Genomic DNA, 20,482 nt, shown 5'->3' on the forward strand with positions numbered 1-20,482 from the left:
TCGATTCTAGTGAATTTGAAAATTACATTAAAAGATATTGGTAGGAGGTATAACAATGAATGGATTTTTAGGCATATAAACTATACCTTCGAGTCCGGCAAGAGTTATGCCATCCTTGGCCATAATGGTTCAGGGAAGTCCACTTTCCTAAAAGTGCTTTCAAGTAGTTTGACACCCTCAGCGGGTGAATTGATCTACACAGATGGAGACCAAGCCCTAAGTGTGGACACGATATATCAGCAGCTGTCTCTGTCGGCTCCTTATGTCGAACTGATCGAGGAATTTACTTTAAATGAGCTGATTGATTTTCATTTTAAATTTAAAAATTATCTTCCTTCTTTTGATAAAGCAACTGTTATCAGCCTATTGGGATTGGAACATGCGCTTGACAGAGAGATCCGTTTTTTTTCATCAGGTATGCGTCAACGTGTCAAGCTAGCGCTAGCTTGTTGTTCTGCATCTGCCTTGGTTTTGTTGGATGAACCTACGAGTAATTTGGATAGTGAAGGTGAAGAATGGTATCTTCGTTTAATTGAGCGTACAAAATTGGAATCTAGATTGTTTATCGTCTGTTCGAACCAAAAGAAGGAGTATGAATTCTGCGATGAAAGTATTTCTATAGTTGATTTTAAGTCTTAAGGGGACAACAATTTGTTGCTATCACATCGAAAATAGGAGAAAAGTTCTTGCCTTGTGTTAGAACTGCTTATTTTCAGTAGAACCGCCAAGATGGCATAACCATTAGCAGCTACGAAAGTGAGCTGAAGGTTCCCTCCGGCCATAAAAAACAAACACGTTCAGAAAAAAAGTAGCGAATGAAATTTTAATAACACAATTAGTTTTTGTACTTTTGACGACTCAATAATGAGATAACCGTTTAAAGTTCAATTCAAAGAATGGCTAAGGCATCAGAGGTAAAATCAGGAAATATCTTAAGATTTAACGGAGAATTAGTATCCGTAGAAGAATATATACACCGTACACCAGGCAATTTACGTGCTTTTTATCAAGCGAGAATGCGTAATGTTAAAACTGGTAAGTTAGTTGAATACCGTTTTAGAGTTGACGAATCTGTAGAGATTGCACGTGTAGAAACAAGCGATTATCAGTATTTGTATGAGGATGGAGATTTCTTCGTGGTAATGGACAACAATACATACGAGCAATTCAATATTCCTAAATTTTTGTTCGGTGATTCAGCTCGTTTCTTGAAAGAGGGAATGACTGTAATTATTGCTTTTGAAAGTGATGAGCCTATCATGGCAGAAGCTCCAAAAAGCGTTGAATTGGAAATTACATATACTGAACCGGCTGTAAAAGGAGATACTTCTACAAATGCATTGAAAAAAGCAACTGTAGAGACTGGTGTTGAAATTATGGTGCCGTTGTTCATCAATCAAGGTGAGAAAGTAAGAGTTGATACGCAAACAGGTAATTATATCGAACGCGTAAAATAATATAAAGATTTTAGGTTTAGGTTGATTATTCGGTCTTGTTAGCGCTCGCTACAAGGCCGTTTTTTTTTACAAAAGTTTCAACTGAGTTGAGCATATGGTTTTCGATTCTGAATAAGAATTTCTAATAGCTTTTGAAGCTTAAATAAAAATTGAATTGGGAGGAATGCTATTTTTGATTAATCGTAGCATAAGTGGTAGACTTAAATGGGGATTTTGGTGAAGAAGGGAAATAAAATTTAGGAATAACTATTTTACAAATGAAATCAAAACAAGAATTACGACTTGAGTATAAAACTAAGCGTTGTCAATTGTCTGTAGAGACAGAAACCACGTTCAATGAACGACTACTTTCGCAGTTTACAAAGCTTGATCTGTCGGAGGTCGAATTTTTGCATATTTTCATTCCCATAGGGAAATATCACGAACCCAATACATATTTAATAATCAACTATATTCAAGAATCTTTTCCACAGATAAAGATCGTCGTTTCGCGATCTAATTTTGAGGACTATTCGATGCAACATTTCATATTGGATGAGCATACCCTATTTGAGGCGAACAACTGGGGTATTCCGGAGCCTGTATCCGGCATTAAGGTGGATTCATCGCTTATTGATATGATTATAGTTCCTTTGTTAATTTTTGATCTTTTGGGCTACAGGGTAGGTTACGGAAAGGGGTTTTATGACCGTTTTTTCGCGTCCTGCAAAGTTGATGTACAGCGTGTTGGACTATCTTTTTTTGATCCAATTGATGTAATTTTGGATAAAAATGAATACGATGTCCAATTAACGCAGGTCATTACGCCAGATCATATTTATCGTTTTTTTGATAAGTAGTGGGCTGATTTTGCCGCATGCTGATTTAATTAAAATTATTTTTTATTTTTATTGCGAAATTCAATGCCTGTGCCAATATGCTTCGATGTCTTCTATTTTTTCTTTTCCTAACAATCATACCTTGTCATGTGGTCTATGGGATGGATTTAATGGATTCCAATTCCTCGATCGAAGAGAAGACCTTTTACGAGACAATTATAAAAGAATCAGCGCAGTATCAATCCTCTAGTCTGTCGTTGAGCAAGTATCTTGCACCCTATTTTAGTCAAGCGGTACGAAAAAATGATAAAGCACTTTTGGCAATCTATTATTGTTTACTGGCGGATCAGTCGTTTAACGATGAAGGTACAAGAAACAACTTTAGTGATAAATACTATTTGAAAGCGCTGGACCTTGAAGAAGGCTATAGCTACCAAAATGTACGGGTTTGGGTGAAAGTAATGTATGGCTTTTATCTGTATCGATGCCTGAAAGCCTCTGAGGCATTACCTTTTATTTTGGAAGGGGAGAAAGGGCTAGAAGATATACCTAAAGAACTTGTTTTAGACCTAACACAGACTTACAAGAAGCTTGGCTATTTTTTTGGAACTTTAGGTGATTATACTTCTGGAATTAAATATCTGGATTTAGGGCAACGACAAGAGCAAATTTCACCAAGACTGAAAGCTGAAATCTTAGACAATTTAGGTGTACTGACACTGAAAAGTGGCGGTGATACGTTGCAAGCGATGAAAATTTTTGAGTTAGCACAAACGTTGGCACTTTCAGAAAATGACTCATTACGCTACGCGAAGATTTTAGGCAATCAGGCTGCTGTGTTCGAAGGGATGAAGGATTACCATAAGGCTTTATTGCTCCTGGATAAGGATCTTGAGATTTCAAGATCTCTTGGAAATGATCGAAATACAATTTTTGCCTTAATGATGCGAATTCGATTGAATATAGCGAATAAGGAAACAAAGGATGTTCGTTCTATGATTGCGGAAGCTGAATCCCTTTTGTTGGGCTCGGATGATAAGAAGACAATACTTGAACTGGAAATTCATAAGCTGAATTTGGCGATGCAAAGCAATGATATCGGTCGTGAGCTGAATGCACGAAGAAGGATAGAACGTCTCCAAGACTCACTCCGCTTTTTAGACGGCGATCCAGTATTGTCGCAATTGAAGTTTATGGCCGACAAGCAAAAGTATGCCGATAAGTTGTCGTTGGCACAAGCTGTTATTAAGAAAAAGCAGGCGGAAAGACGATTATGGCTAATCGTAAGTTTATTGGTATTGGTGTTATTCTTTTTTGTTTATAATACTGTTCGATATCGAGCGAGAAAAAGGATCCGTGACTATGAATATCAGCTTCTTAATCTAAAGTATACAAAAGCGGAATTGGACAGGGAACTGGTAAGTTCTAAAAGCCAAGTGGAAGAGTACGTCGCTTACCTTAAGCGGAATAATGAACAGATCAATGTGCTTTCTGCGATGCTTGAGGAAAAAGGTAATGTTGTTGAAAAGGATCGTGAGGAACTAAAAATATTGTTGCAGTCACATCTCATCACCGAAGAGAAATGGCAGGAATTTAAATTATTGATTGTAAAAGAATTTCCCAATTTACTGCAGGATATACAATCCAGATTCCGCGACATAACGGAATCCAATTTGAGGGTAATTGTGCTGATGAAATTAGGGCTAAATAATAAGGAAGTAGCCAATGTATTGGGGGTTACTCCAGACGCCATAAAAAAATCTATGCAGCGCTTGAAAAAGAAGCTTGGAGATCAAGCCGGGGTGCTTATGGACTATATTTCCGACAAGGAGTTTGTTTAATGTAGATCATCGGTTGGCAGAGGGGGCTTTTTGGAGGCTAAGTTAAGATGGTATAGTGGCCGGCTTCGACCTGTATGCAAGGTGAAAGCACAGTAAGGGCGCAGTTCGATGGGAATCATTCGAAAGAAAAGATGTCTAAGGATTCATGCTGCAAAAAATATGACCGTCTCAGTTTTTTTAAGACGGTCATATAAAATTAAGCTAAATATAATGCTTTGTTGTGCGTATAATAGACAACTGTTTAATCCAATGGATTTTCCTTTAGATTTTTTTCCCATGCCCAGGCAGAAGCCATCATTTCATCAATACCAAGTGCTGCTTTCCAATGCAGCTGATTGGCTGATTTAGTAACGTCGCCATAAACCTTGATAATATCTCCGTCACGACGTGGACCAAATTCGTAATTCAGTTTTTGTCCAGAAGCTTTCTCAAAAGCTTTGATCGCTTCAAGGACAGAATACCCGTTTCCTGTTCCAACATTAAAGACATCGTATTTTCCGTTCGGGTTGCCTTGTTCCAATAACCTGATTGCTGCAACGTGAGCTTTTGCTAAATCAACAACATGGATGTAGTCGCGGATACAAGATCCATCTGGAGTGTCGTAATCAGAGCCAAATACCGTTAATTTTTCTCTTTTTCCAATGGCCGTTTGTGTGATAAATGGAAGCAGATTCTGAGGAACACCGTTTGGTAATTCACCGATCAATGCCGACTCATGTGCACCTACTGGGTTGAAATAACGGAGTGCAATAATATTGTAGTTGTCATATGCCGCGGCAGTCTCCTGCAGAATTTCTTCAGCAATTTGTTTTGTGTTTCCATAAGGAGAGGTTGCCTTCTTCACGGGAGCACTTTCGTCGACAGGTAAATAGTCTGGCTCACCATATACGGTACAGCTTGAAGAAAAGACAAAATTAATCGGCTTATTTTGATATGCTTCTAATAAGTTGATTAACGAGAAAAAATTGTTGTGGTAATATTTTAATGGCTTCTGTACAGATTCACCTACCGCTTTAGAGGCCGCAAAATGGATAATGCCCGAGATATCGGTATTGTTTTTTACAAATTCATTCACGCGGTCTGTGTCGCACAGGTCAAACTGGTGAAATTCAGGTCTAACGCCGATGATCTTCTCAACCTGATCCAAAATTTTGATGTTTGAATTGGATAGATCATCCACGATGACAGGCACATATCCTGCTTGATGTAGTTCGACTACTGTGTGCGAACCGATATAACCTGTTCCTCCTGTGACTAGTATTTTTTTGTTCATTATTGTTGATTATAGTAAGTAAAGTCTTTATGTGATAAGGTATCCAAAGGGATCTTTTTGTAAAATGCTATGGTTTTTTTCAATCCTGTTTTTCGGTCTATTTGAGGTTCCCAGGCTAATTTAGATTTCGCCAGGCCAATATCCGGTTTCCGTTGTTTTGGATCATCAACCGGCAATGGTTCGTAGACGATTTTACTCGAGCTGTCTGTCAATTCAACAATTTCATGGGCCAATTGCAGTAGGCTGATTTCGTCTGGATTACCAATATTTATAGGTGTTGCACAAGTTGAATGCAACAAGCGAAAAATGCCTTCGATCTGATCGTCAATATAACAGAATGATCGTGTTTGCGAACCATCCCCAAAAATCGTAATGTCTTCCCCCCGAATCGCCTGCGCGATAAAGGTAGGAATAGCTCGGCCGTCATTGAGGCGCATTCTAGAACCAAAGGTGTTAAATATCCTGACAATACGGGTATCTAGACCATGTGCATTATGATAGGCCATTGTTATTGCCTCCTGGAAACGCTTCGCTTCATCGTATACACCGCGGGGTCCCACGGGATTCACGTTGCCCCAGTAGTCCTCGGATTGTGGCGAAACAAGTGGATCGCCATAAACCTCAGAGGTGGAGGCGACTAATATGCGTGCTTGTTTGGCGCGTGCAAGGCCCAAGAGATTATGTGTTCCCAAAGATCCGACTTTCAATGTTTGTATCGGAATTTTAAGATAATCAACGGGACTGGCTGGCGAAGCGAAATGCAGGATATAATCCAAGTGTCCGGGAACGTGGACAAATTTCGAGACATCGTGATGATAGAAGTCGAAATTTTCCAACTTAAATAGATGTGCTATATTCTGTAGATCTCCGGTAATCAGGTTGTCCATTCCAATGACATCGTAATCTTCCGCAATAAAGCGATCGCAAAGGTGAGAACCGAGGAAGCCAGCTGCTCCTGTTATCAAAATCCGTTTGCGATGTTTATTTTCCACTCAATGGTTCCGTTTAATGAAATGGGTTTAATATCTTTGACTAAGATAAACATTATTTTAAAAACATGCGTTTGCTTTATTCAATTGGAATCTTTCTTTATGGACTCTTACTGCGTATTTTGGCTCCTTTTCATGCCAAAGCCAAGCTTATGGTAGAGGGGCGAAAAGACTGGTATTCGAGGATGAAACAAACGGTTGATTCTTCCCAAAAACATATTTGGTTTCACTTTGCATCATTGGGTGAATTTGAGCAAGGAAGACCTGTGCTGGAAGCGGTGAAAAATAATTATTTGGATCACAAAATAATTGTAACATTTTACTCCCCCTCGGGCTACGAGATCAGAAAAAACACCGCTTTGGCCGATTATGTTTTTTATCTCCCCTATGATACTGCTCAGCATGCACGGCTTTTTCTCGACCTGATCAATCCAAGTTTTGCGGTGTTCACGAAATATGAATATTGGTATTATTTTTTTGAAGCCCTGTATAAACGGGGTATTCCCTTGTTTCTGATCTCAGCAATATTTAGACCCGATCAGATCTTTTTTCAGGCTTATGGAACGTTTTTTCTGAAAATATTAAGTTATGTGACTTACTTCTTTGTGCAAAATGAAGAAAGTGTACGTCTTTTGAAAGAATTTGGCATACGGAATGCTGGCTTAGCCGGAGATACACGTTTTGATCGCGTGGTAGATATTCCTAAAAACAGGAAAATGATTTCCGAGATCAGCCAATTTGTTGGTGAAAATCCGACGCTTGTCGCGGGAAGTACCTGGCCAGAAGATGAACAGGCTCTACAGGAATTGCTTCAGGGTTATTCAGACTATAAGCTGATCTTGGCGCCACATGAAATCAATGAATCACATTTGGCGAGCATTTTTAACCTTTGGCCGAAGGCGCTCCGTTTTTCGGAGATGGCTACCTACGATGCCGCATTAGTTGCCGATTCAAAGGTGCTCGTGATCGATAATATTGGTATGCTTTCGTCTTTGTATGGCTATGGTCAATTGGCCTATATTGGTGGTGGTTTTGGCGTTGGGATACATAACACACTCGAGGCTGCAACGTATGGCATACCGGTGCTATTTGGTCCAAATTTCAAGAAGTTTCAGGAGGCGAAAGATCTGGTGCAAAATGGATCCGGTTTCGCCATTGGTAGTGCTAAAGAACTAAAGAAAATCTTTGCTGTTCTACAAGATCAGGCTGTCCGTCAAGAAGCGGGAAAACTGGCCCGTGCGTATGTGCTGCAGAAGGCCGGAGCAACAGCAATTATAATGAAATACCTCAAAAGCAATTCCGTGAAAATATAAGCGGTAGCTGTACTGCCGCCGCCTATATTCTGCAGGTTACGCGTGGTTTCTTATTCTTGGACTGGCTCCTAATAATAGGTATATCTTCTTACGCCAGTAATGTGACGCGATAAGCGCATCACCTGATGGGAATATCCGTATTCATTGTCGTACCAGACATATAAAATAACATTCCTGCCATCTCCCGAAACGATCGTCGCTGGAGCATCCACGATTGCGGCGGCAGTGGAGCCGATGATATCCGAAGAAACGAGTTCATGATCCTTAGAAAATTTAATCTGTTCGACAAGGTTACCCTCTAGTGATGCTTCTTTTAAAAGTGCATTGATTTCGTCGACAGTAGTTTTGGCTTTAATTTCGAGATTTAAAATCGCCAATGAGCCATTTGGCACAGGAACGCGAATGGCATTGGAGGTCAGTTTGCCCTTCAGTGAAGGCAATACTTTTGAAACAGCAGCGCCCGCTCCAGTTTCTGTGATCACCATATTGAGCGCCGCAGCACGACCCCGTCTGGACTTTTTGTGCATATTGTCGACAAGATTCTGGTCGTTGGTATAGGAATGTATGGTTTCGATATGCCCTTTTTCAATGCCTATTTTATTTTCAAGCACCGCCAAAATAGGGGATATTGCATTCGTCGTACAGGAAGCAGCGGAAAAGATCGCATGCTTTTGCACGTCAATATTATTTTCATTGACTGCATATACGATATTTGGAACACCTTTCCCCGGTGCTGTTAATAAAACTTGGGCGACACCCTTGGATTGCAGGTGACGACTCAGTTCTTGCTCATCTCGAAAAGCACCCGTATTGTCGACGACCAAAGCATGCTGTATTCCATACTCGGTATAATCGATATCCTCTGGCTGTTTGGCAGTGATCAGATGGACAGTGATGCCGTTGATAATAAGTGCCTGATTTGGAATGTCGGCCTGTACGTCGCCTTCGAACGCACCGTGTATGGAATCTGTTTTTAATAGTGTCGCTCTTTTCAATATGGACTTGCTGTCATTGGCGTCTCGTGTTACAATGGCCCTAAGGCGAAGCTGCTGTCCGGCACCGGCTTTATGCATGAGCTCTCGGGCGAGTAAACGACCGATACGGCCAAATCCGTAAAGCACGACATCGCGTGGTTTTAATTCCGATTGTTGATTGATATCCTTTAATTCATTTTCAATAAAACTAGGCAGATCGTTGTTGTCAATTGCCTGTTTCTTGACCTGTAAGGTAAGTTTTCCGATATCGATACGTGCAGGAGATAGGGGGAGATTCTCCAAGACCCCTGCCACCTGAAGAATATCAAAAATATGGAGAGGCTCATTGGTAAGGAGAACACTTTCCTTAACCAGATGGAGAATTGAACTCGATTTTACATCAATGAGTTGATTCCGAAAAAAGACCAGTTCAATGGCCTGGTTATACCATAGATTGCTAACAATTTGAATTAAGCTTACGGCTGCATTTTGTTGCTCTTTGTAACTTTTGATCTCTAAGTCAAAAGATGGCTTGTGTGACATAATAATGTTATAATAGATTATGTTGCAAACATAGCACAAACAGCTCGAATAATAGGCTTATATTTTTATTTTCATAATTTTTAAACCTTATGTCGTATTAATATTAATAAATTAACAATATTTAGCTATTTAAATTGCTAATCTTCTATAATGAATAGGTCGGACATGATATGATCGGCCATTAATTTACCTGCATCCGTTAAACGTAATTTACTTTCTTCCAAAACAAGATTGCCCGCTGCCAGAAATGGCTCTGCATCCTTCAATACGCGGTTTTTGATAGATTGCCCGAATTTACTCTCCAGCGCAATCAAATCGAGCCCCCACATGGTTCTCAACGAAGTCATGATGCTTTCGTTGATTTGGTCCAGTGTAGAAAGCTCCTCAATTTCCAGGGGAAATTGGTTTGAATTGATTGAGGTTAAATATTTCGCATTGTTGGAAACATTCCAGGCTCTGGAAATTCCATTGAACGAATGTGCCGAAGGGCCTATACCAAGATAATGTTTACCTTTCCAATAATTTGTATTGTGACGCGCATAAAGGCCATTTTTTGCAAAATTGGAAATTTCATATTGTTCATATCCCGCAGCTTTCAATGTATGGATAAGAAGGCTCATCTGATCCGCAGCCTGATCCGAATCGATTGCTGGACTTAAGCCTTTTTTAATGAAGTGATCCAATGCTGTCTTATTTTCTACAGTCATGGAATACGAAGAAATATGGGGAATTTCAAAGTCAATCAGCTGTTGCATATTGTGGCGCCATTTCTCGTCAGTCAGTAACGGATAGCCATAAATAAGATCACAGGTAATATTTTCAAAGCCCGCATCTTGCACCCGCATAATTGAAGCCAGTGCTTCCTGTTGATTATGTGCTCTGTTCATCCATTTGAGATCCTCTTCAAAAAAAGACTGTATGCCTATGCTGAATCGATTGATTGCTGTATTCCGCAGACTGTTTACTTTGGCGGCATTTAGATCGTCGGGATTAGCTTCCAGTGTAATTTCAGCATGATTTGCGATGTCAAAATGCTTCCCTATCATATCGATAATCTGCGCGATCTCATCGGCTTCCAGTAAGGAAGGGGTACCGCCGCCAAAATAGATCGATTCGACCTTTTTGTCTTCCAAATAGGCTGCCCTGAGCTCAATTTCCCGTCGTATGGCATTGATCATCTCACTTTTGTATTGTAGTGAAGTGCTAAAATGGAAGTCACAATAATGACAAGCCTGTTTACAGAAGGGAATATGGACATAAATCATGGGGACAAATATACCAAGACCTGACCAAACCGCCCTTTATTTTTTCTTCTTTCGAGTATGCATACCTGAAATCTTTTCTAGACTTATGCCTAGATGCAAGAGGAATTTATAGGTTTAACTATTTCCGGTAGCCACTAGCCGAATAAATTCCGGGTAAGATAGCTGTTGGACTTTTCCACAGTTCATTATAGGATTTAAAAAGAAAGTGCAATAGGATGGAAGAATCATCCACAAGAAGGTTGACAACGAGCTGGTTATTCGTTATCTTGTTGTCGATATTTTTGTAGAAGTACCAATATAACACCTCATGTCTGATGAAGGAAAGTGAATTCAAGAGTTTCTTTCTAAAAAATTGTGGGTATCAGCCTCGTGTAAATTATTTCATGGGAGCCGATCAAATAGATTAGAAAACGAATTATTTTCTTCTAATAAAAGTAAAATGTATGAAAACCTCCCGTCGAGACTTTCTAAAAAACGTTGCTGGTGTTTCCGGCCTCTTCCTGTTTTCAAACCATGGATATGCGTTTGGGGCTAGTCCTAAAGACTCTTTTATTAAGCAGGACTCTTTTATCGATCGGTTGTTACCGGCACCAAAAGGCGGCGGATTTGCGATGAAAGATTATTGGATTTGGGATCCTTCGGTTATAAAAGGAGAGGATGGACGATATCATATGTTTGCTTCGCGTTGGAGCAAACAATATGGTTTTGGTAATTGGGTGACAAACTCAGAAGTCGTCAGGGCTATTTCAGATACCCCTGAAGGGCCATATGAATTTGTTGAAGTTGTACTGCCTGCTCGGGGGAAGCAATATTTTGATGGCTGTACAACACACAATCCGCGCATTGTAAAAAGCGGTGACTATTATGTACTTTATTACTTTGGCAATAACTACGATGAGCCAAGTCCCGCCTTTACAGAAAATGTATGGGAGTCGGGCCTAGGCCAGAAAGCCTGGATGCATAAACGTATTGGAATGGCCTATTCCAGATCAATTGCAGGGCCATGGAAACGAGTTGATCAACCGATTCTGAATCCGCGGAAAGGAGAATGGGATGCCTCCATTACATCGAACCCTTCGCCAGTTGTCTTACCGAACGGAAAGGTTTATTTAGTGTATAAATCTTCCCCTGTAAATTATAATCCACCACTTCTATTGGGCGCTGCGCAGGCGGATTCTTTCCGCGGACCTTATCGCCGTTTGTCGGACAAGCCCATTTTTTCATTCCATACGGACCAAAACCATGAAAACGATGTTGAGGATCCATTTGTGTGGCATAATGGTCAGCAGTTTGAACTTATTATGAAGGACCGTTACGGAAAGATCTGCGGTGAAGAGGGGGGCGGGATACACGCCTATTCGAAAGATGGTATAGATTGGCATCTTTCGAAATCTGTAAAAGCTTATTCGAAAACGATTCAATGGGATGATGGGACAACGAGTCATCAGGCCAATTTTGAACGACCGTTTTTATTATTTGAAAATGGGAAACCTACGCATTTGTTTGCTGCTACGGGAGATGGTTCGGCGCCCTATCAATTTGAACGTACATGGAATATGGTTATTCCTCTTAAGAATACCTAATTCAGGTTAGGTGATTAGCAAAAAAAGCTTCCAAACCAGGTATATGTGAAGTGGTTTGGAAGCTTTTTTTACCCCGATCTGTTCAGATAATGGGGACGTACCTGTAGTTATTTGGTTACTTGCTAAAACTGTTGTTTGCCGATTCTACATCCGCTAAGCGTAATGAAGGATCAATTGTTACCGTTTTTGGTGTTTTCGACACATGGATAGTATAGTCGGGTTTGGTCCAGAACCAATCCTCAAGCACGGTTCTTTTAACATCTTTGTATATGTCAAAATGTTCTTCCGGTTTTTCGCCGCGCATTTCACGCAAAGGGATATAAAATAACTCTTTGCTTCCATCTGTGTATTCTACCAGCACATCCAGTGGCATGGCAAAATTTGACTTATTAACCAACAGAATATCTGTATCTGTTACTTTTTCAATAGCGTAATCGATTTGACGTGTTGTATTGATAAATAGGTTGAAATACCATTTTAAGTTGATGCCGGAAACCTCTTCAGCAACGCGTTTAAAATCATTTGGTGTCGGATGTTTAAACTTCCAGATGTCATAAAATTTCAAGAAGGTTTTTTCTAAATTTTCCTGACCAATAATATACCCCAACTGTTCTGCAAGCACGGCACCTTTGTTGTATGCTTCGTTGCTGTAGCCATAGTTGGTGTTATAATAATCTGCCAGTAAGCTCATCGGTTCTTCTTTACCTGAAAGGGCCAATTTATAGTAGCCACGGTAGGCGGCAATTTGTGGGTTGGAGGCAATAGCACCTCTTTTTTCAAAGATATGTTGCATGGCCAACTCTTCGACATAGGAGGTGAAACCTTCATCAAACCATTCATCTACGGTTTCATTGATCCCAAACAGTTGTTGGTACCAGGAGTGTGCCGATTCATGGAATATGACACCAACAAGACTTTTTAGATTGCGGCCGCCTGTGATCAGAGTAGCTGTGCCATACTCCATACCACCATCGCCACCCTGAATGATGGTATAAGTTGGCCATGGATATTTACCAAACTTCGCACTACAGAAGTCAAAGAATTCGGTAGAAAGACCTATTGCTGTTTTCCAATTTGAAATAACTTCTTTGTCTGTTGGCAAGAATACGGTATATACTTTTATACCATTTTTACTTGAAGCGGAATCCACAACAAATTTGGGGTCTGCGGCCCAGACAAAATCATGGATATTTTGGGCTCTATAGTGCCAGGTCGCTTTATTGTCGACGGCTTTTACTTTCGCTTTCTGTTGATAACCTTTGACCTCTGATGGGTTTTGAAGAACACCTGAGGCACCAACAATATAATTTTTATTGAGGTGTATGGTGACGTCAAAATTGCCAAAAGGAGCAATAAATTCACGGCCTGTATATTCATCCAAATGCCAGCCGAATTCATCGAATTGGGCCATCTTCGGATACCATTGCGCCATAGATAATGCTACACCTTCGGCAGAATTCCGGCCAGTTCTTCTAATTTGTTCCGGAACTTGTGCGGTCCACTCCATATCAAAACGTGCTGTTTCGCCATCTTGGATAGGAGTTGGTAAAGCGACCTCCAAGATCGTTCCGTCAATTTTAAATGATGTGTTAGCCCCATTCATTGTTAAGCTTTTGATTTTTTGATAACCAATTTGATTGGTCTTAAGCTCTCCGATGCGGCTTTGATATACCGGCTTTTCTTTTGTGCCAAGGTTGGTCACCATGCGCTTGTCTGGATCACTGATGTTTTTTAAGCGGTAATCCATCATCGATCCTGGTTGAAAAGCATTGAAATATAAATGGAAATATACTTTTTTAAGTGACTGCCCTGAATTATTGCTGTACTTCAAGGTCATTTTTCCATCGTACTGATATGCTTTTTCATCCACGTTGACATCCATATGGTAGTCAACTTTCTGTTGCCAGAATCCTTTTCTTTGGGCCTTCGCTACTGCCCCCCAAATATTCAATACACATGCAAGTGTAAAAAAGGATATTATTTTGATTTTCATGCCCCAAACTTACAAAATTGTCTCAATAAATGGCACTTAAACGAATGTAACGAAGTTAATGTCATCAAATCTTGACGAAAGTTGACTGTTCTTTGGGAATTGGCTTGGTTTTGGTTAGGGAATTTAACTGTTAAGTTAAAAATCAATTTTACTGTTTTTATGGAAAATCTATATTATAAGCCCTCGGGAAAGGCTCCTGCTTTGGCATTTATCGGATCTCTTGTGCTAGGCACAATTAGTGCCGTTGTATTGGCAATTGTTTACATCGCTTTGCAGTGGTTTATCCCTATTATTTATTTTAATGTATTTATTACATTGGGATTTGGTGCTGGGATATTCTATGTGCTGAATTTCTGTTTCAAAAAATGGAAATTAAGAAATAAGGGCATTGCAGTATTGATCACTTTGCTAGTCGCGCTTTTAGCTTTTTATGCCCAATGGGCTCTTTTCGTTTCGCTGATGTACAATGCGGAAGGAACCATGGGCGGAGATACCTGGGTAAAATCATCTTTCAATCTGGAAGGGTTCAAAGCCTTTTTCTTACACCCTTCATTTATTTGGGAAGCGATGCAAGGTTTAAACGAAGTCGGTACCTTTACCTTGAAAAAGAGCCCAGTTTCCGGTGGTATGTTGTGGGCAGTGTGGGCGATTGAGATGGGTATTATTCTGATTACTCCAATTATTATGGCTTTTCGGGGTATTACCATTTATCCTTTCTCTGAAAAAGACGAAGTCTGGATGAATAAACGGACATTGCCCGGAAGGTTAAAATTCGTGGCGGATAAAGATGCCGTCGTAAGCTCCTTGGGCAATCATGATTTTGCCTATGTGTATGATCATCTTTCGGATGATGAAGAACATCTGTCTTTTGCTACTGCCGAATTATATGAATCTGAAACGGACGACCATCAGTATCTGACCATCTATAATCATCAATTTACGGAAAAGAAAGGCAAGATGGAAGAGAAGAAAGATGAGGTTATCGAATTCTTGCGGATCAATAGAAATAGTCTATAAACGAACCATACTGCCGAGTTGAGTTGCTCCTTATCGTATGCATTGGCAGCTCAAATTCGATGGTATCGTTTGATTCTTCAAAAAAAGATCCCAGGATAAATATTCCTGGGATCTTTTTTTAAAGGTTATTGCACCAAAGTTCCGCCCTTTAATTTCCATTCATTGATGGAAGGACTATAAATTTTGACGTCCTTAATGCCGTTTTTCGCCAATATGGATGCTGCTATGGTTGCGCGGTCTCCAGATTGACAGTGCAGGTACAGCTGTTTGTTCTGGTCAATTTTGTGGAGATTGTCTGCAATTGTACCGACAAAGATATGAGTAGCATGGGGTAAATGCCCCTCTGCAAACTCACTAGAATTGCGCACATCAAGTATTTGGATATCGGATTTGCCCAATGCACTATTCATCTCTTCGAAACCGATGAGTTGCTGGTGCTCCAATGCAATTCCCAAATGCGGGATCGTATCTGGCGTAACATATCCAGCGACTTGATCCAATCCAATGCGCATAAGCTTGCGGGCAATGTCGTCCAATTGACTTTCCGCTACAATGAGTATAAACGGATCTGTGTAATTAAGGATCCAGCCAGCCCAGGTATTAAATGTTTTGTTGTTCTGAATATTGATGCTATTGGGGAGATACCCTTTGGCAAAATCAAACTTGTAGCGTGTATCAATGACGGTTGTTCCTTGCTGGTATAAATCCAGAAAAGTTTCGTTTGCTAACTTGTTGTACTGAGGAACTGCCGTTTGCAATGGCCGCGCTATTTTGTTGAGTTTTTTCATCGTGGCAAAATAGCGTGGCGGTTCGGGCTGTCCTGATAATAGTTCTTCCACGAAGGCTGTTTCGTTGTTTTGGTATTGAAGTGCCCAATTGCGTATTTTTTCATAACCAACCGTTGAACTCGGAACTGCACCCAGCGCCTTTCCACAAGCGGATCCGGCCCCATGCGCGGGCCATACCTGAATATGATCAGGTAGCGTCAGGAAATGTTGTAACGATCGGTACATTTGGTGGGCCCCAATTTCCTTGGTTCCGACCATTCCCGCTGCATTTTCCAACAGATCTGGGCGTCCGATATCGCCAACAAACACAAAGTCACCTGTAAATAGCATGACCGGCTCCATGGTTGCAGGCGTATCAATCAATACAAAACTGATACTCTCGGGCGTATGTCCGGGTGTATGGATAACCTGGAAAATCAGATTTCCAACGTGAAATTGATCGCCATGTTTTAATCCAATATGTGGGAATTCATAGTGCCAATCTTCTCCACCTTCATCGGATAGATAAGGTTGGGCGCCTGTCAATGCGGCTAACTCTAGCGTACCTGAAAGGTAGTCGGCATGGATATGTGTTTCCGCAATATGCGTTATGGTCAGATTATTCTTTTGTGCAATCTCAAGATAGCTGTCTACATCTCTTTTAGGGTCAATGACAATAGCGACACCCTTGGCTTGACAACCAATAATGTAACTCGAATGTGCTAAAGATGACTCAAAAATGTGTTGAAAAAACATAACGTGTGATTTTAATGATTTACAAATTGAATGAATTCGAAAGCAAAGATTAAGATGCCGATACTAATTAAAAAGTATCCAAAAATACCTTTTAATTTTGCTGCGTCTAGTTTGTCTTTCCATTTGGAGCCAATTTGGAGGCCGACTAAAGTGATTAAGGTAAAGGTAACCAATGTAAACCAATTCATATGTTCCAGGAACTGATAATTCGCGATCAAACCGAATGAAGCGTTTAAACCGATGATAAACAACGAAGTGGCAATGGCCTGCTTAAGTGGAATTCCTAAGAGTAAAACGAGGGCAGGTACAATGATAAAGCCTCCTCCCGCGCCAACCAAACCAGTCATGACACCGACGAGCAATCCGACGAGGACAACGTTGAAAATCTGGCCAATTCCGCCCTTGAATCGATCATGCTGAACCTGTTTACGTCTTCGCACCATCGCTGTTGCAGAAATCAGAATCACCATCGAGAAAAGTAACATGATGATATGGTTTCTGGAGATCGTTATTTCGCCCAGCTTGAATGACTCTGGTATGGCTACAAGCAGATAACGCTTAGTCAAATAGACCGAAATTAGCGATGGAAAGAGAAAAATGGCCGTCGTTTTCAGATCAATTTCTCTTTTTCGCAACGGAGAAATTGATCCGACCAAAGCTAATATTCCAATAGAAAACAGCGAATAGTCCAATGCATATTGAGGTTCTATATGAAAAATATAAACAAAGATGGGCAATGTTAGAATACTTCCACCGCTACCCATCAAACCCATTGATAGCCCGACCAGAACAGCTAATATAAAACCAGCTATAAATATTAATTCCATGTTCTCTCTCTAAAATTTAAACTCCTTGTACAGGCCTCAGACTTCGGATATATAAGGTATTTGATATAACGCAGTTTGTTAAAACTAATGCGGCAACTTATTGCGCAATAGCCCATAAAGCCAAGTACCCAACAAAGCAAAAAGAAGAACGATTCCTATCGTCCAATAACCGGCACCGATTAGGGCGAACATTGGTCCCGGACAAGCGCCTGTCAATGCCCATCCCAAGCCAAAGATTGTTCCTCCGACTAGGTATCGTGTAATACTTTTGTCTTTGTCATAGAATGCGATTTCCATCCCGTTACTATCTTTGATTCGCTTTCTCTTGATGATCTGTACGATTATAATTGCTGTGGTCAGTGCCGTACCGATGATCCCATACATATGGAAGGAACGAAATTGAAACATTTCGTAGATTCTATACCATGATGCGGCTTCCGATTTGTATAAGATGATTCCAAACAGTATACCGATGGAAATAAATTTTAGTGCTTTCATTTATGCGAAAATTAGTGGGAATAAAAAATGAACCATGATGATCCCGCCTAGGAAGAAACCTATAACGGCAATCAAAGAAGGAAGCTGAAAATTGCTAAGCCCAGAAATAGCATGGCCTGATGAACATCCACCAGCATAGCGTGTTCCAAATCCGATCAATACACCGCCAATACTTAAAATTAGAAACTGAAACAAAGATCCGTCGAAAACGAATATGGATTCAGGAAGGTAGCCTTGTAGTTGGTCGATAATACCGAGCTCTTTTAGATCGGCAACACTTTTGGGATTAATCTGGCTTGCAGTGCCATCGCTCAGAAAATGATGTGCAATAAAACCGCCAATGGCTGTCCCGAGTACCACCAATAAATTCCATGATTGGGTCTTCCAATCGAATCTGAAAAAAGAGGAAGTTTTTCCGGCACCTAATACAGTACACATGGTACGTAGGTTATTGGACATGCCAAAATCCTTCCCCTGTTTGAGCAGCAGGTACATGACCAGCGCAATTAAAGGTCCTGAAATATACCAGGGCCACGGTTGTTTAATGTATTCCAATAGCATAACAATGTTCTTAAGTGATGTTACAAAGGTACATACTGCCTTTGCAAAAGCCTGTAACAAATGTTACCGAAGGAAGAAAGAATTTATAGGTCGTAATATTCGATGTCTGCGGTCTTTAAGGCTTCGGTTAGCAGAGGAAGATCATCTTCTTTTTGAAACAATTTGTTGCGCCAAGTACGAAAAGCCGGTCCTTTGTTTTGGTTGATAATGATCAGGTTTCCGCCAGAACGTTTAAGATTCCTGATATGAGAAATATTATTCAGAGGGAAAACGATTGTTTTTTTAGCATTGCTTATCTGCAGTGTATTTTCGTCCAAGACCCAAGTCGATGATAAAGTCGAACACTTTATGGCCAAATACAGTGCTAAAGGGATCATTAAAAGAGCAACAATAATCTTGAGAATTTCTTGTATGGGAACTTTAGACATGACCATTCCGATCAAAAAGATTGAAACCAGCAAGATTAACATGTATTTTCCACGATGCAATGTCGACAAGTGGAATGTCTGTGGATTACTCTTCATATTTCTTGATAAACTTCCCTTTTGCGTCAATATAGTAAAAATTCTCTAGATCCTCCGTTACAAGCGCTAGCCCGTTTTCAAAAGCTTGGGCGTTCTGAAATTTAATTGGGACCACGACTTTTCCTGTGTAATCAATGTATCCGTACTTGTTGTCTTTAAAGGCCAAAAGAAGTTTCTCTCCTGCAAAAGACAGAAATTCATAATCCGTTTTAAGTTGATTGTGCCCCGTTTTATCAATAAGCTGGTAGGATTGGTTGACGATAATTAACGCGAGATTATCGCGATAATCTGAAATGGTCTCATATTTGGCAGGAAGTAAAACGGTGCCTTTTTGATCAATAATACCCGTGTATTCTCCTTCCGTAAAAAGTGCGTATGCTGGGCTAGGTACTGAAATAAAGTCATACTTCGCCTTCAGCAATATTTTACCGTTTGTATCCAGAAGTCCATACTTAAGATCGCTCATATAAACCACAGGACCGCCTTCGGTTTCTAAACTGAGCGATTCGTATTGACATGGAATAACTTCTTTGCCATGGAGGTCTATCAAGCCAAACATTTGCGCTGCATCGTTTACGATGGCATAGTCTCCTACATAGCTATATATTGCCGTATATTTTGCTGGTGTTAATTTGTTTCCTAAGCTGTCCTGTACACCAAAATATGATGTAATGGAATCTTGATACCAAGATAGATGGTCGTTTAACGTGGAATCTACAGCTTCATCTGTAGCTTCACCTTCTTCGTAATCTGCTGGGATTTCAAATAGCGATTGGTCGAATGGTATCTCCTCGACTTTAGTGGCCTGAATTCCTAAACCCGCCGATCCGATATAGAGCGCTGCCCCAGGTACTTTTTCGAGATAATCGTAAGTGCCCCAGTATAACTTTGGTAATTTGGGTGCATACCAAACGGTAATTTCCGTTTGTGGATCTTGACTACCTGTTAGATTGAATGTTGCTTTTTCGCAGGTGATTCCTGCAATTATCTTCTTTTGATTGGGAATTAAGCTGATCTCAAAGTCCCCGGAATAGGCGTAATTATCGCCTTCGTTTGCGGAAGTCTCAATGAGTTTGCCCGTAGCCAGTTCTGTTGCGGTATAGGTTTTATTTATTTCATCCAGTAGAAAAGAACTCCCTTCGATGATATTGCTGATCTGTATAGATTTTCCGAATAATAAACTTTCAATGCGCATCTGGTCTTTCGCGATGAAGGCCTGCATTAATACTTCCTTATTCCCAGCCAATATTTTGATAAATTCTGAAGATGCTGTATCTGTGCCCGTTTCAGGGTCAGCAAATTGATATGAAATTTTATATAGTTTCTCTTGAGCGTGTCCTTGTCCTATAAAGAGTAAAAACGCCAACTGTAAACAAAGGATAAATTGTTTCATTGTGTGATTTTGAGCTACAAAAATATTGAAATTCAATTGATTTTTGAAATAATCTTTCGTTATTTGTGGAAATTCTTTCAAAAATAAATA

The 20,482-nt window shown here is 40.3% G+C and carries 19 protein-coding genes; 7 read left to right on the forward strand and 12 right to left on the reverse strand.

The genetic code is table 11. From position 1 onward, the window contains the following. The first annotated feature begins 9 nt into the window (after window positions 1–9). From AAW12_RS16590 to AAW12_RS16605, 4 genes are all read left to right on the forward strand, one after another. On the forward strand, window positions 10–639 hold the full coding sequence (locus AAW12_RS16590; RefSeq protein ID WP_316933109.1) for an ATP-binding cassette domain-containing protein: 630 nt from the start codon (window positions 10–12) through the stop codon (window positions 637–639). Between the two features lie 257 nt (window positions 640–896). Further along, window positions 897–1,457: an elongation factor P gene (efp, locus tag AAW12_RS16595; protein ID WP_046674772.1), complete on the forward strand. Its 561-nt coding sequence runs from the start codon at window positions 897–899 to the stop codon at window positions 1,455–1,457. 257 nt (window positions 1,458–1,714) lie between these two features. Further along, window positions 1,715–2,296 (forward strand): 5-formyltetrahydrofolate cyclo-ligase, encoded by a 582-nt coding sequence (locus AAW12_RS16600; protein ID WP_046674773.1) that lies wholly within the window; start codon window positions 1,715–1,717, stop codon window positions 2,294–2,296. Window positions 2,297–2,436: 140 nt separating this feature from the next. Beyond that, on the forward strand, window positions 2,437–4,116 hold the full coding sequence (locus AAW12_RS16605; protein WP_046674774.1) for a helix-turn-helix transcriptional regulator: 1,680 nt from the start codon (window positions 2,437–2,439) through the stop codon (window positions 4,114–4,116). Between the two features lie 241 nt (window positions 4,117–4,357). Here AAW12_RS16605 and galE read toward each other — a convergent pair whose 3' ends face one another. Both galE and AAW12_RS16615 read right to left on the reverse strand, forming a co-directional pair. After that, the gene (galE, locus tag AAW12_RS16610; RefSeq protein WP_046674775.1) at window positions 4,358–5,389 is read right to left on the reverse strand and encodes a UDP-glucose 4-epimerase GalE; all 1,032 of its coding nucleotides are present in this window, start codon (window positions 5,387–5,389) and stop codon (window positions 4,358–4,360) included. Further along, window positions 5,389–6,381: a UDP-glucuronic acid decarboxylase family protein gene (locus tag AAW12_RS16615; RefSeq protein ID WP_046674776.1), complete on the reverse strand. Its 993-nt coding sequence runs from the start codon at window positions 6,379–6,381 to the stop codon at window positions 5,389–5,391. The genes galE and AAW12_RS16615 overlap by 1 nt, the downstream gene beginning before the upstream one ends. A 65-nt stretch (window positions 6,382–6,446) precedes the next feature. On the opposite strand from AAW12_RS16615, the gene AAW12_RS16620 reads away from it, so the two are divergent. Further along, a complete protein-coding gene (locus AAW12_RS16620; RefSeq protein WP_046674777.1) occupies window positions 6,447–7,691 on the forward strand; it encodes a 3-deoxy-D-manno-octulosonic acid transferase in 1,245 nt (414 codons plus the stop codon). Between the two features lie 68 nt (window positions 7,692–7,759). On the opposite strand, the gene AAW12_RS16625 is transcribed toward AAW12_RS16620, so the two are convergent. The 3 genes from AAW12_RS16625 to AAW12_RS26305 all read right to left on the reverse strand — a co-directional run bounded on the left by AAW12_RS16625 (window position 7,760) and on the right by AAW12_RS26305 (window position 10,807). Continuing rightward, on the reverse strand, window positions 7,760–9,208 hold the full coding sequence (locus AAW12_RS16625) for a glyceraldehyde-3-phosphate dehydrogenase (protein WP_046674778.1): 1,449 nt from the start codon (window positions 9,206–9,208) through the stop codon (window positions 7,760–7,762). Window positions 9,209–9,345: 137 nt separating this feature from the next. After that, window positions 9,346–10,473, reverse strand: a complete 1,128-nt coding sequence (gene hemW, locus AAW12_RS16630; protein ID WP_084823219.1) for a radical SAM family heme chaperone HemW — start codon at window positions 10,471–10,473, stop codon at window positions 9,346–9,348. 118 nt (window positions 10,474–10,591) lie between these two features. Next, window positions 10,592–10,807 (reverse strand): hypothetical protein, encoded by a 216-nt coding sequence (locus tag AAW12_RS26305; RefSeq protein WP_156167681.1) that lies wholly within the window; start codon window positions 10,805–10,807, stop codon window positions 10,592–10,594. 109 nt (window positions 10,808–10,916) lie between these two features. On the opposite strand from AAW12_RS26305, the gene AAW12_RS16635 reads away from it, so the two are divergent. Further along, window positions 10,917–12,056, forward strand: a complete 1,140-nt coding sequence (locus AAW12_RS16635; RefSeq protein WP_197084071.1) for a glycoside hydrolase family protein — start codon at window positions 10,917–10,919, stop codon at window positions 12,054–12,056. A gap of 115 nt (window positions 12,057–12,171) precedes the next feature. On the opposite strand, the gene AAW12_RS16640 is transcribed toward AAW12_RS16635, so the two are convergent. Further along, window positions 12,172–14,049, reverse strand: coding sequence for a M1 family metallopeptidase (locus AAW12_RS16640; RefSeq protein ID WP_046674780.1), 1,878 nt, complete (start codon window positions 14,047–14,049; stop codon window positions 12,172–12,174). A gap of 159 nt (window positions 14,050–14,208) precedes the next feature. Between AAW12_RS16640 and AAW12_RS16645 the strand changes: the two genes are divergently transcribed. Beyond that, window positions 14,209–15,066 carry a hypothetical protein gene (locus AAW12_RS16645; protein WP_046674781.1) on the forward strand — a complete coding sequence of 286 codons (858 nt, stop codon included), beginning with the start codon at window positions 14,209–14,211 and terminating at the stop codon, window positions 15,064–15,066. A 125-nt stretch (window positions 15,067–15,191) separates the two neighbouring features. Here AAW12_RS16645 and AAW12_RS16650 read toward each other — a convergent pair whose 3' ends face one another. The 6 genes from AAW12_RS16650 to AAW12_RS16675 all read right to left on the reverse strand — a co-directional run bounded on the left by AAW12_RS16650 (window position 15,192) and on the right by AAW12_RS16675 (window position 20,392). Beyond that, a complete protein-coding gene (locus AAW12_RS16650; protein WP_046674782.1) occupies window positions 15,192–16,589 on the reverse strand; it encodes an MBL fold metallo-hydrolase in 1,398 nt (465 codons plus the stop codon). Between the two features lie 11 nt (window positions 16,590–16,600). Further along, window positions 16,601–17,416, reverse strand: coding sequence for a sulfite exporter TauE/SafE family protein (locus tag AAW12_RS16655; protein WP_046674783.1), 816 nt, complete (start codon window positions 17,414–17,416; stop codon window positions 16,601–16,603). An 84-nt stretch (window positions 17,417–17,500) separates the two neighbouring features. After that, the gene (locus tag AAW12_RS16660) at window positions 17,501–17,914 is read right to left on the reverse strand and encodes a DUF6691 family protein (RefSeq protein WP_046674784.1); all 414 of its coding nucleotides are present in this window, start codon (window positions 17,912–17,914) and stop codon (window positions 17,501–17,503) included. Further along, on the reverse strand, window positions 17,915–18,475 hold the full coding sequence (locus tag AAW12_RS16665) for a YeeE/YedE family protein (RefSeq protein ID WP_197084072.1): 561 nt from the start codon (window positions 18,473–18,475) through the stop codon (window positions 17,915–17,917). It abuts the gene before it with no gap. Window positions 18,476–18,558: 83 nt separating this feature from the next. Next, window positions 18,559–18,999: a hypothetical protein gene (locus AAW12_RS16670; RefSeq protein ID WP_053003767.1), complete on the reverse strand. Its 441-nt coding sequence runs from the start codon at window positions 18,997–18,999 to the stop codon at window positions 18,559–18,561. Beyond that, on the reverse strand, window positions 18,989–20,392 hold the full coding sequence (locus tag AAW12_RS16675) for a WG repeat-containing protein (RefSeq protein WP_156167682.1): 1,404 nt from the start codon (window positions 20,390–20,392) through the stop codon (window positions 18,989–18,991). The genes AAW12_RS16670 and AAW12_RS16675 overlap by 11 nt, the downstream gene beginning before the upstream one ends. Window positions 20,393–20,482: the final 90 nt, after the last annotated feature.

Source organism: Sphingobacterium sp. Ag1 (genome assembly GCF_000988325.1).
In the GTDB taxonomy this organism is placed as follows: Bacteria; Bacteroidota; Bacteroidia; order Sphingobacteriales; family Sphingobacteriaceae; genus Sphingobacterium.